Consider the following 15,050-nt stretch of genomic DNA (forward strand, 5'->3'; position numbering starts at 1 on the left):
CGTAATATTGCGTTAACAGGCCGCACGACGGCCCCGATCGTGAAGGAGAAGAGTATGTTCAGGTCACTGATTCTGGCTGCGGTTTTAATGGCTGCGGCACCGCTGGTTGCAAATGCGGGCGAAATCACCCTGTTGCCATCAGTAAAATTACAAATTGGCGATCGCGATAATTACGGTAACTACTGGGACGGTGGCGGCTGGCGTGACCGTGATTACTGGAATCGTCATTATGAATGGCGTAGAGATCGCTGGTGGAGACATGATAATGGTCGCCATCGTGGCTGGGATAACCGTAAAGCCTACGAGCGCGGCTATCGCGAAGGGTGGGACGACCGTGACGATCGTCGCGGAGGATGGGGTCGTGGCCACGGCCATGGTCACCACCACTAAAACAGAAAGGAGCCTGTTGGCTCCTTTCTTATTTCTATAATCCCAGTATCGTCCCGACCAACAACCACAGGTTGAGCGCCACCACCACAACCACAATGGCCCAGCCAGTGCGTTTCACAAGCGTAGTGTTCACCAGATCGCCCATCAGGGATTTGTCGCTGGTAAAGATCAGCAGCGGAACCAGTGCCAGTGCAATACCAAAGCTCAGCAATACCTGGCTCATTACCAGGATACGCGTTGGATCAAGCCCCATCAGGATAACGATAAATGATGGCAGCATGGTGACTGAACGGCGCACCCACAGCGGAATGTGAAAGCGCACGAATCCCTGCATCACCACCTGCCCTGCCAGGGTTCCCACCACGGTCGAAGACAGGCCCGCAGCAACCAGACTCAACCCAAATACGGTGGCAGCCGCATGGCTCAGCAAGGGTTCCAGCGTCAGATACGCCTCATCAAGATCGGCAATGCCCGTGTGCCCGTTAAAATGAAACGCGGCGGCGGCAGTTGCCATCATCGCCAGATTCACAAAACCGGCAATCGTCATTGCGATACCAACATCCCATTTGGTTGCGGAATAACGCTGCTGGCGCGTCCCGCCGTGCAGGTGCTGCGTTAAAGAAGAGTGAAGGTAAATCACGTGCGGCATTATAGTAGCGCCCAGAACGCCCGCAGCCAGGAATACGGCTTCAGAGGTTGGCAGGCTTGGGATAACCATCCCTTTACTTAACTGCGCCAGGTCAGGCCGCGAAAAAATTAACTCAACAATATAAGCCGCAGCCACAAACAACAGCAGACCACCAATCACTTTTTCAAGCGGCTTTTGCCCACGACGCTGCAACATCAGGATAAGGAAAGTCGCAATCCCGGTCAGCACCGCGCCCTGTAACAGAGAAACGCCCAGTATCAGTTTGAACCCGATAGCCGCCCCAATAAATTCAGCCAGATCCGTTGCCATTGCAATGATTTCAGCCTGGATCCAGTAAAGCCAGACGGCGGGACGCGGATAATGGTCGCGGATCTGTTCTGCCAGGTTTTTACCCGTGGCGATCCCAAGCTTTGCGGAAAGCATCTGAATCAGCATTGCCATCAGGTTCGCCCAGACGACAACCCACAGCAACTTATAGCCGAAGCTCGCCCCGGCCTGAATATTGGTCGCAAAATTACCCGGATCGATATAGCCAATGGCAGCGATGAACGCAGGTCCCATTAATGCGAACCGCAACTTGCGCGCTGCTCTGCCACTGCTACCCTCTACGCGACTGTTTGTCATTTCTGCCTCTGGAAATATAGCCTTTGCTATGTTTGATGCTAACAAAATGAGAATGATTATCAAGATCATTTAAAACGTTTTGAGTGATTTCTCTGATAGCTTTGAACGATAGAAGGGCAGCTTCGCTGGTGCGACCCCACAGAATGTGGATTCGCGCAGTCTTTTGTGAAGCGTAGCACACAAACTTAACTTTTCACTAATTTACTCAACATAACAAAAATGTATTGTTGATCACTATTTTTGAGACTCGTCACAGGATGTGACTATAGTGTGGCTTTGATCTCGTTTTCTTTACGCTTGTTACATAGAATGTGCACGGAAATTAAACCTGCCTCAAATTTGGAGCAAATATGGACCGCGTCCTTCACTTTGTCCTGGCACTCGTTGTCGTTACTGCGCTTGCATTGCTGGTCAGCCATGACCGCAAAAAAATCCGCATCCGCTATGTTGTTCAGCTTCTCGTCATTGAAGTTTTACTCGCGTGGTTCTTCCTGAACTCCAACGTGGGGCTTGGCTTCGTGAAAGGCTTCTCCGAAATGTTCGAAAAACTGCTCGGATTCGCCAACGAAGGGACTAACTTTGTTTTCGGTAAAATGAACGACGAAGGCCTGGCATTCTTCTTCCTGAAAGTGCTGTGCCCTATCGTCTTCATCTCTGCGCTGATTGGTATTCTGCAACACATCCGTGTTCTGCCTGTCGTTATCCGCGCTATTGGTACTGTACTGTCTAAAGTCAACGGTATGGGCAAACTGGAATCCTTCAACGCAGTAAGTTCCCTGATCCTGGGTCAGTCTGAGAACTTCATTGCGTATAAAGACATTCTGGGCAAAATGTCCCGCAACCGTATGTACACCATGGCAGCCACGGCAATGTCTACCGTTTCCATGTCTATTGTGGGCGCGTACATGACGATGCTGGAACCGAAATACGTTGTTGCAGCTCTGGTTCTGAACATGTTCAGCACCTTTATCGTGCTGTCTCTTATCAACCCATACCGCGTTGAAGAGGGCGAAGAGAACCTCCAGATGGCAAATCTGCATGAAGGTCAGAGCTTCTTCGAAATGTTAGGTGAGTACATCCTGGCAGGTTTCAAAGTTGCGATTATCGTTGCAGCTATGCTTATCGGCTTTATCGCGCTGATTTCTGCATTGAACGCACTGTTCGCTGCGGTTCTGGGTATCTCCTTCCAGGGTATCCTCGGCTACATCTTCTATCCGATTGCGTGGGTAATGGGTGTTCCGGCAAGCGAAGCATTACAGGTTGGTAGCATCATGGCCACCAAACTGGTTTCCAACGAATTTGTTGCGATGATGGATCTCCAGAAAATTGCCGGCACGCTCTCTCCGCGCGCTGAAGGTATTATCTCTGTGTTCCTGGTTTCCTTCGCCAACTTCTCTTCTATCGGCATCATCGCGGGTGCGATTAAAGGTCTGAACGAAGAGCAAGGTAACGTGGTTTCTCGCTTCGGTCTGAAACTGGTTTATGGTTCTACCCTGGTGAGCGTACTGTCTGCTTCTATCGCAGCACTGGTACTGTAATCCGGATCGAAAACAAAACCGGGAGCCTGTGCTCCTGGTTTTTTTATGCCTGCAGTTCGCTAAGCGCCAGAGGTTTACCCAGCAGATATCCCTGCAAATAGTCCACGCCAAAGCGGAGCAACATCTCGCGCTGTTCCGGCGTTTCAACAAATTCGGCAACCACACACAACGACTTTGTTTTCGCCAGATTGCAAATTGACTGCACAATCATTGCATCCATGCTGTCGCTACAGATATCTTTTACGAAACAGCCATCTATCTTGATGATATCGGCCTGAAGTCGCTTGAGGCGCTCGTAATTGGCATATCCTGTGCCAAAGTCATCAATCGCAATACGGAAACCGTAATCCCTCAATTGCTGAATGTTCTTGATACTGGTTTCTGAATTCGAGAACGCCTGCTCTTCGGTTATCTCAATCACAACAGCATGAGGCGGAACCAGATAGTGTTCGAAGAGCGAGATAATCTCGGTCGCGACCTCTTTTTGCATCAGCGTCAACGGCATGAGGTTAACGGAAAACCGGGTTTTGTCATGCAATACCGGGTTATCACGCAGCCATGCCAGTAAGTTCTCAACCACGCTCAGGTCGAACCGATGGCTCAGGTTGAACTGGGCAATCAGCGGGATAAAACGGTCAGGCGTAATGATTTCACCATCACTCTCGAGCCGCGTCAGGATCTCGTGATAGCCCTTTCCGGCAGCATTCTGGATAGGCTGGGCGTACAAGCGGATACCGCCCGCGTCGAGGGCGCGTTTGATACGCCCCAACATCAGCACTCTATCGGTGGTTTGCCCTGAAACAGTTTCAAGGCTGTTGGTCAGGGCCAGCACATTATGCGTTGCACAAGACTGTTCAGAGAGCCAGCTTAGCTGCCCCAGGGTGTGATGGAGTTTTTCACCGTTTTCAATCTCGCCCCATGATGCACCAAACTCAATATCCAGCCCGGTGTTGTTCCAGAAAATTTTACGGCTGTTCAGCTGATCAACCATATGCTGCAAGCGTTCAGCCGTTCCCGGCCCCAGCAGAACCAGCACCAGTTCGCTGCCTGGCAGTTGGAACAGTTGTTCATCTTTCTGCATTAGCGGCTGGAGGGAGGCCGTAATCATGCGCTTGCAATGCACACGCATGAGAATGCCGTAGTGGCGACTCAGGAACTCCAGGTTGTCCATCCGCAGGCAACAGATCTTCGCATCAGGGTGGAGATACAGGTAATCCTCAAGCGCACGAATGTTGGGCAGACCCGTTAGAGGATCGGTTAATGCCCTCTTCTGCCAGCCTTGTTTCATCCATTCACTGTGCCGATAAATCCTCGACATATAGAGCAAACAAATAGCAAAAGAGATCAGCACCGACAGGATAAATGAGAGGGAGTATCCCGATTCCACCCCATTGAGGAAGTTATAATTGTACGTTAGCAGTAAGAGTGCCGATGTCGCCCACAGCAGCGAGATAACCGCATAGCTCATGCGGCTGATCCCAAGCGTAAAGAGGATAAAGATGATTGGCATTAAATATCCTGCAATTATCGGTGACTCCAGTGGAGCGCACAAAACTGCAACAATAAACACCAAAACCATTAGCCAAATTACTCTATAAATAGGTTTTTTATTCAAGAGTAATGGTTTAAGACTCTGCCGCCAGAATGCTACTGCATACCGGGGACTAATTATCATTCTTAAGGGGTAATAGAACATCATTGTAAATATGAGCGCCGCACATATCAGACTTTGAATATCAACAACGTTATAAATTGCACTACCTTCGCCGAAGTAGGTGGAGATAGTCACAGGAAAATCAAATAAGTAGCCAGCCAGATACATCGATAGCTTAATGCCTACCGGAACCATAAATCCGAGCCAGAATATACGAAGACCGATGTACTTATTGGGCACACTGTGGCGCCAGCGCTTGCCCAGCACCAGACGGATCACACCACAAGCGGCAAAGACGGAGAAAGTCTGACAAAACAGCAAAACTAAATATTGTAGCGGTGCTAAATTAATACTGTGAATATTAGTAGCAGTAAAACTTAACAGGATGGGAATAATTGCGCGGCGGCCAAACAATAAAATCACGGCCAGCATTACACTTAATGGTAACCATGCCAAATAAACATCATGACCGTTAACTATTGCTCGCGGTGAGATATAACGAGAAAACGGAACCGCAATCAGACAAAGCAGCAACGCTATCATAAATATCTTTACATTATTGACATTTTTACTGTTCATTAAGGTGAATAAACTATTTTCCGCTATTATTCATTGACCGGACGGATAATAGGTTTATTAATTGCGCGAAGCAAGATCAAGTCTATAAATAGACCGCTTTCTTAAGCTGGATTGAGGCGAAGTATAGGAAAACACCATCACTTGCAACAAAAGCCGCGCGTGGATGTTACAAAAGCATAAAAAAACCCCCGTCTTTCGACGAGGGTTTAAATTTTGGTGGAGCTAAGCGGGATCGAACCGCTGACCTCTTGCATGCCATGCAAGCGCTCTCCCAGCTGAGCTATAGCCCCACATGTTACTTTACATACCGCACTCTGTTGGGTTCAGAGTTTGGTGGAGCTAAGCGGGATCGAACCGCTGACCTCTTGCATGCCATGCAAGCGCTCTCCCAGCTGAGCTATAGCCCCATCGTAAAGCTGTCATGTTGACGGGCGGCATAATATGAATTCCGCCGCGGAGTGTCAACGGCAAAATCGATCGCTTTGAACCAATCGCCGAAAAATCATGCAAATGAATCACTTTGCGTACCTGCTCGCAGTCAGGAGTTAAGCCTGTCACGTTTTCACGTAAAACGGTGCTATAAAATGAACCACTAATTAACCCTACTATTATTCAGGCAATTGCATGATCAAGGAACGAATGACGCCAGAAGAGTTAGCCCTGCTCACTGGCTATAGCCGCCAGACCATCAATAAATGGGTACGCAAAGAGGGTTGGATTACATCGCCTAAGCCAGGAGTACAGGGTGGCAAGGCGCGGCTGGTGCATGTCAATGAACAAGTTCGGGATTTTATTCACAGCGCTCGCCGGGCGTCGGACACACCTGATATGCCTGAAAACCATGACCGTTCGCTGCACACGTTACTTCTGACGCTGGCAAATGAAATGACGCCGGATGAGCAAAAGCAGCTAACATCTCTGTTACTGCGGGAAGGGATTACCGGATTATTGCAACGTTTAGGGATACGCGAACAGAGCTGATATGAAAAGATTACGCAGTAAAATGACGACTGAAGAGTTGGCCGATAGTTTAGGTGTTGCCCGGCAAACCGTTAATCGCTGGATTCGGCAGCAAGGATGGAAAACGGAAGGCATTAACGGGGTAAAAGGCGGACGCGCACGGTTAATTCATATTGATGCCCGCGTTCGCGAGCATATTATGAGTATTCCGGCCATCCGTAACCGCCAGGCTATCTATCAACTGGCAGAAGCCCCCTCTTTGTACGGGGAACCAAAATCGTCCGGCTTACTTCCTCAAATCATCGACTCTCTTGAAAATTTAACGCTGATTGAGCAAGAACGACTTCAGGTATTATTGACCCGGGAAGGTCTTCAGGGATTTCTTACCCGCCTCGGAATTACTGAATTGCACGCATAAAAAACGGCAGGTTTCCCTGCCGTTGTTCTTACCTTACGCGCAATTACTGCTGGCTTTCACGCTCAGCAATAAAGCCCAGTGCTTTGTTAATACGCGCGATGCTGCGTGTTTTACCAATAGCATGAACGGTGACATCCAGTGCAGGTGACTGACCAGCGCCTGTTACTGCCACGCGCAGAGGCATCCCCACTTTACCCATGCCCACTTCCAGCTCATCGGCGGTCGCCTGAATCGCGTGGTGAACATTTTCAGCGGTCCACTCGGTAATCGCCGCCAGTTTGTCACGCACGACTTCCAGTGGCTGACGCGCAACCGGACGCAGGTGTTTCTTGGCCGCATCGGCATCAAACTCGTCGAACTCTTCATAGAAGTAACGGCAGCTTTCGGCGATCTCTTTCAGCGTTTTGCAACGCTCGCCAAGCAGTTTCACCAGTTCCGCCAGCTCAGGGCCAGTGCGGGTATCGATGTTTGCCTGTTCGATGTGCCATTGCAGGTAAGTCGCAACGTACTCTGGCTGCATGGTGTTGATGTAGTGGTGGTTCAGCCACAGCAGTTTATCGGTGTTGAACGCACTGGCGGATTTGCTGACCGCGCCCAGGGAGAACAGATTGATCATCTCTTCACGGCTAAAGATCTCCTGGTCACCGCTGGACCAGCCCAGGCGAACCAGGTAGTTCAGCAACGCTTCCGGCAGATAGCCGTCATCACGGTATTGCATTACGCTAACCGCACCATGACGTTTGGACAGTTTTTTACCGTCGTCACCGTTGATCATAGAAACGTGCGCATATACCGGGACAGGCGCATTCAGTGCTTTCAGGATGTTGATCTGACGTGGGGTGTTGTTGATATGGTCTTCACCACGGATAACGTGAGTGATTTCCATATCCCAGTCATCTACCACAACGCAGAAGTTATAGGTTGGCGAGCCATCGGTACGACGGATGATCAGGTCATCCAGCTCCTGGTTGCTGAATTCGATCGGGCCACGGATCTGATCGTCAAAGATAACGGAACCTTCCTGCGGGTTGGCGAAACGCACAACACACGGCTCATCCGCAGCATGTTCGCTGTGGTCGTGGCGGCAACGGCCGTCGTAACGTGGTTTTTCGCCATTCGCCATTTGCTCTTCACGCAGAGCATCCAGACGTTCTTTAGAGCAGTAGCATTTATATGCCGTGCCCGCGACCAGCATTTCATCAATCACGGCGTTATAGCGGTCAAAACGTTTGGTCTGGAAATACGGGCCTTCATCCCATTCCAGATTCAGCCAGTTCATCCCATCCATAATGGCTTCGATTGCTTCCGGCGTGGAGCGCTCGAGATCGGTGTCTTCAATACGCAGCACGAACTCGCCCTTATTGTGGCGTGCAAAAAGCCAGGAATAGAGAGCAGTACGTGCACCACCGACGTGCAGATAGCCTGTCGGGCTGGGCGCGAAGCGAGTTTTGATTTTCATGAAATGGCCTTACGTTATAAAGATGCCGGCAATCGGCAAATCCTGGGAAAAAAACAATGGGCAATATTCTATCACTGTGGGGCGATTCCTCAATGTTGATCCCTGTATCGGGTTCGAGTTTGCTGTTTTTGTTTAGAAATCATGCGCAATAGTCCATTTCGCGATCGTTTTGTTTAATTTTACGACGAACGAATAAAAACTTTAGAAAATGCGTTGACTCATTTTCAACTCTCCCTATAATGCGACTCCACACAGCGGGGGTGATTAGCTCAGTTGGTAGAGCATCTCCTTTACACGGAGGGGGTCGGCGGTTCGAGCCCGTCATCACCCACCATCTACTTCACGTAGACTCGCAGTGTAGATAAGAATTGAGAATGGGCGATTAGCTCAGTTGGTAGAGCATCTCCTTTACACGGAGGGGGTCGGCGGTTCGAGCCCGTCATCGCCCACCATTCTCACCTTATCGATAGCAGTTCCGAAATGGGCGATTAGCTCAGTTGGTAGAGCATCTCCTTTACACGGAGGGGGTCGGCGGTTCGAGCCCGTCATCGCCCACCATTTCGGGTCGTTAGCTCAGTTGGTAGAGCAGTTGACTTTTAATCAATTGGTCGCAGGTTCGAATCCTGCACGACCCACCAATGTAAAAAGGCGCCCTAAAGGCGCCTTTTTGCTATCTGCGATATTAACGATTCGAACCTGCCGCAGGTTCGAGCCGAACAACGTGAGGCAGCGGAGCCGTTTACGGCGACGACCCGAAGGGCGAGCGAAGCGAGTCATCCTGCACGACCCACCAATGTAAAAAGGCGCCCTAAAGGCGCTTTTTTGCTATCTGCAATTTGAACGATTCGAACCTGCCGCAGGTTCGAGCCTCAATGGCGCTACGCTTTTCAGGCCTACAAAATTCACATTCTTTATCCTTCAACCAGTGTGGCGACTAACCTCTCCACCGCCGGTGTTGCCTGCTTCTCGTCATACACCACGTATAAATCTGCCGGTATACGCTCTTTCAACGGGCGAAATACCACACCGGGCCACTGCATTTGTGCGTAACTGTCTGCCGCAAGCGTAATCCCCATACCCATACTGACCATCGCCAGCACCGTCTGTGGCTCAACGGCCTCACGGACAATCATCGGCGAGAATCCCGCCTGCTGGCACACTCGCTGGAGAAAAGCCCAGTCTGAATGTGCCGACGGCATGGTGACAAAATATTCATTTTGCAGTTCTGAAAGTGAAATCGCCGAGCTGCTGACTAACCGGTGATCTTCCGGCATCGCCACCAGAAACGCGGCATCGCGCAGGCGAATACTGGTAAACCCCGGGGCAGGTTCCGTGGCCATACGCCAGATCCCCACATCCAGCTCACACCGTTCAAGCAATGCCATCTGCATAACCGGTGATTTCTCGCGAAAAACCACGTCCACGTTCGGGTGCTCTTTTAAAAACGTTCGCATAACTGAACGCACTTCACTCCACATTGCCGTTCCCACAATGCCAAGCTCGATGCGCCCTGCCTCACCGCGACCAATTTGTTCGACCCGGGCCAGCGCCTGATTCGCACTGGTCAGCAGCCGACGTGACTCCTCCATCAGCACTTTCCCGGCATGAGTCAACGCAACGCTGCGGGAGTGACGAATAAAAAGCAGCGTTCCGAGCTGGCTTTCCAGCTCCTTGATATGCAGGCTTAACGGAGGCTGCGACATATTCAGGCGAGCCGCTGCCCGCCCAAAATGCAACTCCTCCGCCACGGCCAGGAAATAGCGCAGGAGTTTAAGGTCGGTTCGGTAGACGCGTTCCATCAAAACATATCCCGGAGAAAGCACTGAATACCTCACCTTAAATCTTTTCGCGTCAGTAACAACCCGTTTTAATGCGTCGCTGTGCGCAACGCGTTGTTTTTACCCGCGTGTCGATAGTTAAAACTCAGGAAAAACACCACCGCCAGGATCAATGCGTAAGCCGCAAATACCAGCCAGATGGTCTGCCAGTCTTTCACGCCATCAACGGAGAAATAGTCCACCGCCATCCCGCTCAGGATCGACCCCACGTACGCCCCAACGCCGTTCACCATGGTCATAAACAAGCCCTGGGCGCTGGCGCGGATGTCCGGCGTCACCTCTTGCTCCACAAATACCGAACCTGAGATGTTGAAGAAATCAAAGGCGCAGCCATAGACAATCATCGACAACATCAGCAAAACAAATCCCACCGCAGACGGGTCGCCAAAGGCAAACAACCCAAAACGCAGCATCCAGGCCACCATGCTCATCAGCATTACGGTTTTAATACCAAAGCGTTTCAGGAAAAACGGAATTGTCAGGATGAAGAAAACTTCAGACATCTGCGAAACAGAGAGCAATATCGACGGATATTTAACGATAAAGCTGTCCGCATACTCCGGGTTACGCGCAAAATCGTGCAGGAAGGGGCTGCCGAAGGTATTGGTGATTTGCAGCACCGCACCTAGCAGCATCGCGAACAAGAAAAAGATGGCCATTCGCGGCTGTCTGAACAACACAAAAGCATTCAGGCCCAGTTTGCTTGCAAGCGTCGGGGCTGATTTGCTCTTCACTACCGGGATTTTAGGCAATGTCAGGGAGTAAAGGGCTAGCACCAGTGAGGCCCCCGCAGCAATGTAGAGCTGAACATTACTTAGCTCAACCCCCATCAGGCTGATTGCCCACATCGCTACTATAAAGCCCACCGTGCCGTACACGCGTACCGGTGGAAAATGGCTCACCGTATCTAGACCGGCCTGCTCAAGACAGGAATAAGAGAGCGTATTCGACAACGCAATCGTGGGCATAAACGCCATCGCATTGACCAGCATCACCCAGAACATCAGGCCGGGTTCGTTGACATGCGCGGCATAGCAGAGTGCAACCGCACACACGAGATGGCAAATCATATAGGCCCGGTCTGCACGCAGCCATTTATCGGCAATAATGCCCACCAGGGACGGCATAATGATCGCCGCAAGCCCTTTGGAGCTATAGACCAGCCCCACGTCTGAGCCGGTAAAATGTAGGGTATTAATCATGTAGGAGCCCAGCGTGACCAGCCAGCTCCCCCAGATAAAATATTGCATAAAGGACATCATCTTTAATCGGGTCGTGATGTTCATAACCTGTTCCTTTTCGCAGGGTGTGGCCCCTTTTCAGAGCCACGTATTTTTATCAGGCGATTTTGCGCAGGAAGCCGCAGATAAGATTGATGAAATTCTGCCGTGAGAGTTCAGCAGCCGCCAGCGTCTGCTCGTGGGACAGTTTCACATCGCCCAGCCCTTCGGCCAGATTCGTAATTGCCGACACAGCAACTACTTTCAGGTCGCAGTGTCGCGCGGAAATCACTTCCGGGACCACCGACATGCCCACAACATCACCGCCGATAATCTGCATCATGCGGATCTCTGCCGCCGTTTCGAAATTTGGGCCTGGGTAGGAAACAAATACCCCCTCGCTCAGCGGGAAGCCCTCTTCAGCCGCGACGGTTTGCAGCACAGCACGGAATTGCGCGTCATAAGCATTTGCCAGGGTGAAAAAGCGCTCGCCGAAACGCTCATCGTTTAACCCCACCATCGGCGTGCCGGGCATGGTGTTGATGTGATCATTCAGGGCAACAAGGCTACCAGGCCCGACTTCCGGGCGAAGAGAGCCTGCCGCATTGGTACAAAACAGCAGCTCGCAGCCCAGCAGTTTGAAGGTGCGGATCGCGTCGGTCATGATGGTCATTCCACGGCCTTCATAGAAATGACCGCGACCTTTCATACAGACAACCGGAACTCCGGCAAGATGGCCTAATACCAGTTCCCCCGCGTGCCCATGTACAGTACTGACCGGGAAACCGGGTAATTTCGCATACGAGATAGCCACGGCATCTTCAATTTGTTCTGCCAGCGCGCCCAGGCCAGAGCCCAGGATAAAAGCAACGCGTGGCGTGAAATTTGGTTTGTGGGCGTGAATGATATCCGCACAGTACCAGGGATTATTTGAGAGGGTCATAGAGGCTCCTTCAGGACAAAGATTGCGATAGCAGATCGCATGACCTTTGTCTTATATCTGGAGCCTGGGGTGTATCACCAATACACTTTTGCAGGGTTATCAATACTGTTTCAGTATCGATATCTTCGGCCACGTCCTCCGGCTGGCCTCAAGCTATTGCTCACCGTGCCGATATCCCTTATTTATGGCGAAAAGGATCTTTATATGACAACCCTCAAGGCAGTATCTCTGTCAGCGATGGAAATCGGCAGCGCTGATAATAGCTCCGGTGGTAATGACATTGCTTCTCAAATTTCGCGTCTGGCCAAACAGATAACGAAAGTCACCCAGCAGTTAAAAGAGGTGGCATCGGGTGATGGCACCGCGGAAGAAAAACAAAAGCAGCAGGAGATGCTTGAGTCGCAACTGGCGATGTTACAGGCCCAGATGGAGGCGCTTCAGCGCCAGCAAGCTGAAGAATCCGCTCCGAAGCAAAGCCCGGTTCAGCAGGCCGTTGAAGAAGGCGTGAATAAACCGTCCGCAGAACATCAGATTGATATCTACATCTGATAATCGGTTGGGTTAAACAGTGGGTCGCGTATCCGTGCTGCGGTTAATTGCTGAGCCTGCATACGCACCACTTCCCAGATGGCGAGTGCCGCACCGGAGATAGAGCGATTTTTACGCCTGACCAGCATCAGTTTACGTTCGATAGTCGGTGTAAACCGTTTCACTGTCAGATGGCTTCCCTGAGGCAGCGGCAGCGCAAGTGCGGGTAACACACTAATACCTATCCCCGCCTCAACCATCGGAAACAGCGTGGCAGGATGACCGATTTCCTGCACTATCGTTGCGTTGACGCCCTGCTCTGCAAGCGCTGCATCAATCAGCGGTCGACTCCCCGACGCATAGTCCTGAAGCACAAGATCCGCCCCTTCCAGCGCCTGCCATGTTACCTCCGCCAACGATGCCAGCGGATCGTCGTCCCGGCATAACAGCAAAAACGGCTCCGAAAGCACAACTTCGCTTTCAAGATCGCTCACGGCACCAGGATCGATAACGATCCCAAAATCCACCTCCCCCTGGCGAATGCTCTCCAGCACCCACTGCTGTGGTCGGTCATGGAGAACAAAATCGATATCCGGGTAGAGATGATTACTTTCGGCAATGCACTGCGGAATAAGATGCGCAGAGATAGTCTGGCTGGCCGCCACTCTTACGGTACCGGAAAGTTGTTGTCCGAGCCGGCCCACATCCCGCAGCGTGGTGTTCAGTTCGTCCAGTAACCTTTCCAGCCGGGAAGCCAGTTGTTGACCGGCATCGGTGAGCACCACTTCTCGCGTGGTTCTGTCGAGCAGTCGCACTCCGGTCTGCATCTCAAGCTCTTTCACGCTATGGCTGACTGCCGACTGGCTCAAACCGATTATTTCTCCTGCCCGGCTAAAGCTACGGGCATGTGCCACGGTCACAAAAACACGAAGCTGACGTAAAGAATAATTCATCTGTTTTTTTCATGAATGGATGCAATAAATCAATTTTATTTCTCAAACAGAAAAAAGCACAATAGCGAAATCTGTTTTCAGGAGTCATTATGAAACTCTTTCGTATCCTTGATCCGTTTACGCTTACCCTTATCGTCACCGTCTTACTGGCCTCTTTTTTCCCGGCACGCGGCGGCTTCGTCCCTTTCTTTGAAGGTTTAACGACCGCAGCTATCGCCCTGCTGTTCTTTATGCATGGAGCCAAGCTGTCCCGTGAAGCCATTATCGCCGGCGGTAGCCACTGGCGGCTTCACCTGTGGGTGATGTGCAGCACCTTCATTCTGTTCCCGATCCTTGGCGTGCTGTTTGCCTGGTGGGCACCTGTGAATGTCGATCCTGCGCTGTATACCGGTTTCCTGTATCTGTGCATTCTTCCCGCGACTGTTCAGTCTGCCATTGCGTTTACCTCGCTTGCTGGCGGCAACGTCGCCGCGGCCGTTTGCTCTGCCTCTGCATCAAGCCTGCTGGGGATTTTTGTCTCCCCACTGCTGGTTGGTCTGCTGATGAATATGCACGGTGCGGAAGGTAACCTGGAACAAGTGGGTAAAATCTGCTTGCAGCTGCTGCTGCCGTTTGTGCTTGGGCATCTTTCTCGCCCGTGGACTGGCGCGTTTGTGGCGAAGCACAAGAAATGGATCTCGAAAACCGACCAGACCTCGATTCTGTTGGTGGTCTATTCCGCATTCAGTGAAGCCGTTGTGAACGGCATCTGGCATAAGGTTGGCGTGGGGTCGTTACTGTTTATCGTTGTTGTCAGCATCGTGCTGCTGGCGATTGTGATTGTCGTCAACACCGTCGTCGCCCGCAAATGCGGCTTCAATAAAGCGGATGAAATCACGATTGTCTTCTGTGGCTCGAAAAAGAGCCTGGCAAACGGTATCCCGATGGCCAACATTCTGTTCCCGACATCAGTCATTGGGATGATGGTGCTGCCGCTGATGATTTTCCATCAGATTCAGCTTATGGTTTGTGCTGTACTGGCGCGTCGCTACAAGCAACAGGCAGAAAAGCTGGCGCAGGAAGAGACCCGCGCCGCGAAAGCTTAAGGGCGTTTCAGGGGCTGCACCAATTGCGTCAGCCCCTCGGTTTTGATCAGTAATGTGATGGACATCAGCTCACCCAGCCGCCCGGCCGGGAATTGATCCTTACGGGCAAACCACAGCAGATACTCTTCCGGCAAATCAATCAGCCTGCGGCCTTTGTACTTGCCGAACGGCATCTCGGTGTTGGCGATATCAATGAGCTGTTCTTTTTCCAC

General features: G+C 51.3%; 14 protein-coding genes and 6 tRNA genes. 10 read left to right on the forward strand and 10 right to left on the reverse strand.

All coding sequences use genetic code 11. The annotated features are described in order from the left end of the window. Positions 1 to 54 precede the first annotated feature (54 nt). Positions 55 to 390 carry a DUF2502 domain-containing protein YpeC gene (ypeC, locus tag ACT9TW_RS21755; protein WP_182061924.1) on the forward strand — a complete coding sequence of 112 codons (336 nt, stop codon included), beginning with the start codon at positions 55 to 57 and terminating at the stop codon, positions 388 to 390. Positions 391 to 424: 34 nt separating this feature from the next. On the opposite strand, the gene ACT9TW_RS21760 is transcribed toward ypeC, so the two are convergent. Beyond that, on the reverse strand, positions 425 to 1,663 hold the full coding sequence (locus tag ACT9TW_RS21760) for an Nramp family divalent metal transporter (protein WP_182061925.1): 1,239 nt from the start codon (positions 1,661 to 1,663) through the stop codon (positions 425 to 427). A 350-nt stretch (positions 1,664 to 2,013) separates the two neighbouring features. Between ACT9TW_RS21760 and ACT9TW_RS21765 the strand changes: the two genes are divergently transcribed. After that, positions 2,014 to 3,201 carry a NupC/NupG family nucleoside CNT transporter gene (locus ACT9TW_RS21765; RefSeq protein WP_182061926.1) on the forward strand — a complete coding sequence of 396 codons (1,188 nt, stop codon included), beginning with the start codon at positions 2,014 to 2,016 and terminating at the stop codon, positions 3,199 to 3,201. A 43-nt stretch (positions 3,202 to 3,244) separates the two neighbouring features. On the opposite strand, the gene ACT9TW_RS21770 is transcribed toward ACT9TW_RS21765, so the two are convergent. The 3 genes from ACT9TW_RS21770 to ACT9TW_RS21780 form a co-directional block, all read right to left on the reverse strand. Then, positions 3,245 to 5,434: an EAL domain-containing protein gene (locus ACT9TW_RS21770; protein ID WP_446493673.1), complete on the reverse strand. Its 2,190-nt coding sequence runs from the start codon at positions 5,432 to 5,434 to the stop codon at positions 3,245 to 3,247. Between the two features lie 214 nt (positions 5,435 to 5,648). Further along, positions 5,649 to 5,724: transfer RNA gene (locus ACT9TW_RS21775), tRNA-Ala, on the reverse strand. A 41-nt stretch (positions 5,725 to 5,765) separates the two neighbouring features. Then, positions 5,766 to 5,841: transfer RNA gene (locus ACT9TW_RS21780), tRNA-Ala, on the reverse strand. A 217-nt stretch (positions 5,842 to 6,058) separates the two neighbouring features. Between ACT9TW_RS21780 and ACT9TW_RS21785 the strand changes: the two genes are divergently transcribed. After that, the gene (locus ACT9TW_RS21785; RefSeq protein WP_182061928.1) at positions 6,059 to 6,415 is read left to right on the forward strand and encodes a YfeC-like transcriptional regulator; all 357 of its coding nucleotides are present in this window, start codon (positions 6,059 to 6,061) and stop codon (positions 6,413 to 6,415) included. Position 6,416: 1 nt separating this feature from the next. Beyond that, positions 6,417 to 6,812 carry a YfeC-like transcriptional regulator gene (locus ACT9TW_RS21790; protein ID WP_182061929.1) on the forward strand — a complete coding sequence of 132 codons (396 nt, stop codon included), beginning with the start codon at positions 6,417 to 6,419 and terminating at the stop codon, positions 6,810 to 6,812. Positions 6,813 to 6,855: 43 nt separating this feature from the next. On the opposite strand, the gene gltX is transcribed toward ACT9TW_RS21790, so the two are convergent. Then, entirely contained in the window at positions 6,856 to 8,271 is a 1,416-nt protein-coding gene (gene gltX / locus ACT9TW_RS21795) for a glutamate--tRNA ligase (protein ID WP_446493674.1), read from the reverse strand. Positions 8,272 to 8,529: 258 nt separating this feature from the next. On the opposite strand from gltX, the gene ACT9TW_RS21800 reads away from it, so the two are divergent. The 4 genes from ACT9TW_RS21800 to ACT9TW_RS21815 all read left to right on the forward strand — a co-directional run bounded on the left by ACT9TW_RS21800 (position 8,530) and on the right by ACT9TW_RS21815 (position 8,909). Beyond that, positions 8,530 to 8,605: transfer RNA gene (locus ACT9TW_RS21800), tRNA-Val, on the forward strand. A gap of 42 nt (positions 8,606 to 8,647) precedes the next feature. After that, a tRNA-Val gene (locus tag ACT9TW_RS21805) sits at positions 8,648 to 8,723 on the forward strand. A gap of 30 nt (positions 8,724 to 8,753) precedes the next feature. Then, a tRNA-Val gene (locus tag ACT9TW_RS21810) sits at positions 8,754 to 8,829 on the forward strand. A 4-nt stretch (positions 8,830 to 8,833) separates the two neighbouring features. Beyond that, positions 8,834 to 8,909 (forward strand) — tRNA-Lys (locus ACT9TW_RS21815). A gap of 273 nt (positions 8,910 to 9,182) precedes the next feature. Here the strand turns inward: ACT9TW_RS21815 and ACT9TW_RS21820 are convergent. The 3 genes from ACT9TW_RS21820 to xapA form a co-directional block, all read right to left on the reverse strand. Beyond that, positions 9,183 to 10,070, reverse strand: coding sequence for a LysR family transcriptional regulator (locus ACT9TW_RS21820; RefSeq protein ID WP_182061931.1), 888 nt, complete (start codon positions 10,068 to 10,070; stop codon positions 9,183 to 9,185). A 68-nt stretch (positions 10,071 to 10,138) separates the two neighbouring features. Further along, on the reverse strand, positions 10,139 to 11,395 hold the full coding sequence (locus ACT9TW_RS21825) for a nucleoside permease (RefSeq protein ID WP_315686370.1): 1,257 nt from the start codon (positions 11,393 to 11,395) through the stop codon (positions 10,139 to 10,141). 52 nt (positions 11,396 to 11,447) lie between these two features. Next, positions 11,448 to 12,272 (reverse strand): xanthosine phosphorylase, encoded by an 825-nt coding sequence (gene xapA / locus ACT9TW_RS21830; protein ID WP_182061933.1) that lies wholly within the window; start codon positions 12,270 to 12,272, stop codon positions 11,448 to 11,450. Positions 12,273 to 12,476: 204 nt separating this feature from the next. Between xapA and ACT9TW_RS21835 the strand changes: the two genes are divergently transcribed. Further along, a complete protein-coding gene (locus ACT9TW_RS21835) occupies positions 12,477 to 12,821 on the forward strand; it encodes a FlxA-like family protein (protein ID WP_446493675.1) in 345 nt (114 codons plus the stop codon). Here ACT9TW_RS21835 and ACT9TW_RS21840 read toward each other — a convergent pair. Beyond that, positions 12,812 to 13,753, reverse strand: coding sequence for a LysR family transcriptional regulator (locus tag ACT9TW_RS21840; RefSeq protein ID WP_446493676.1), 942 nt, complete (start codon positions 13,751 to 13,753; stop codon positions 12,812 to 12,814). The genes ACT9TW_RS21835 and ACT9TW_RS21840 overlap by 10 nt on opposite strands. An 89-nt stretch (positions 13,754 to 13,842) precedes the next feature. Between ACT9TW_RS21840 and ACT9TW_RS21845 the strand changes: the two genes are divergently transcribed. Further along, positions 13,843 to 14,838 (forward strand): bile acid:sodium symporter family protein, encoded by a 996-nt coding sequence (locus ACT9TW_RS21845; RefSeq protein WP_446493677.1) that lies wholly within the window; start codon positions 13,843 to 13,845, stop codon positions 14,836 to 14,838. On the opposite strand, the gene ACT9TW_RS21850 is transcribed toward ACT9TW_RS21845, so the two are convergent. Further along, positions 14,835 to 15,050 carry a DUF3820 family protein gene (locus ACT9TW_RS21850; RefSeq protein WP_014071243.1) on the reverse strand — a complete coding sequence of 72 codons (216 nt, stop codon included), beginning with the start codon at positions 15,048 to 15,050 and terminating at the stop codon, positions 14,835 to 14,837. The two genes, ACT9TW_RS21845 and ACT9TW_RS21850, sit on opposite strands and share 4 nt — an antisense overlap.

The sequence above is a fragment of the Enterobacter sp. C4G1 genome, from assembly GCF_052886895.1.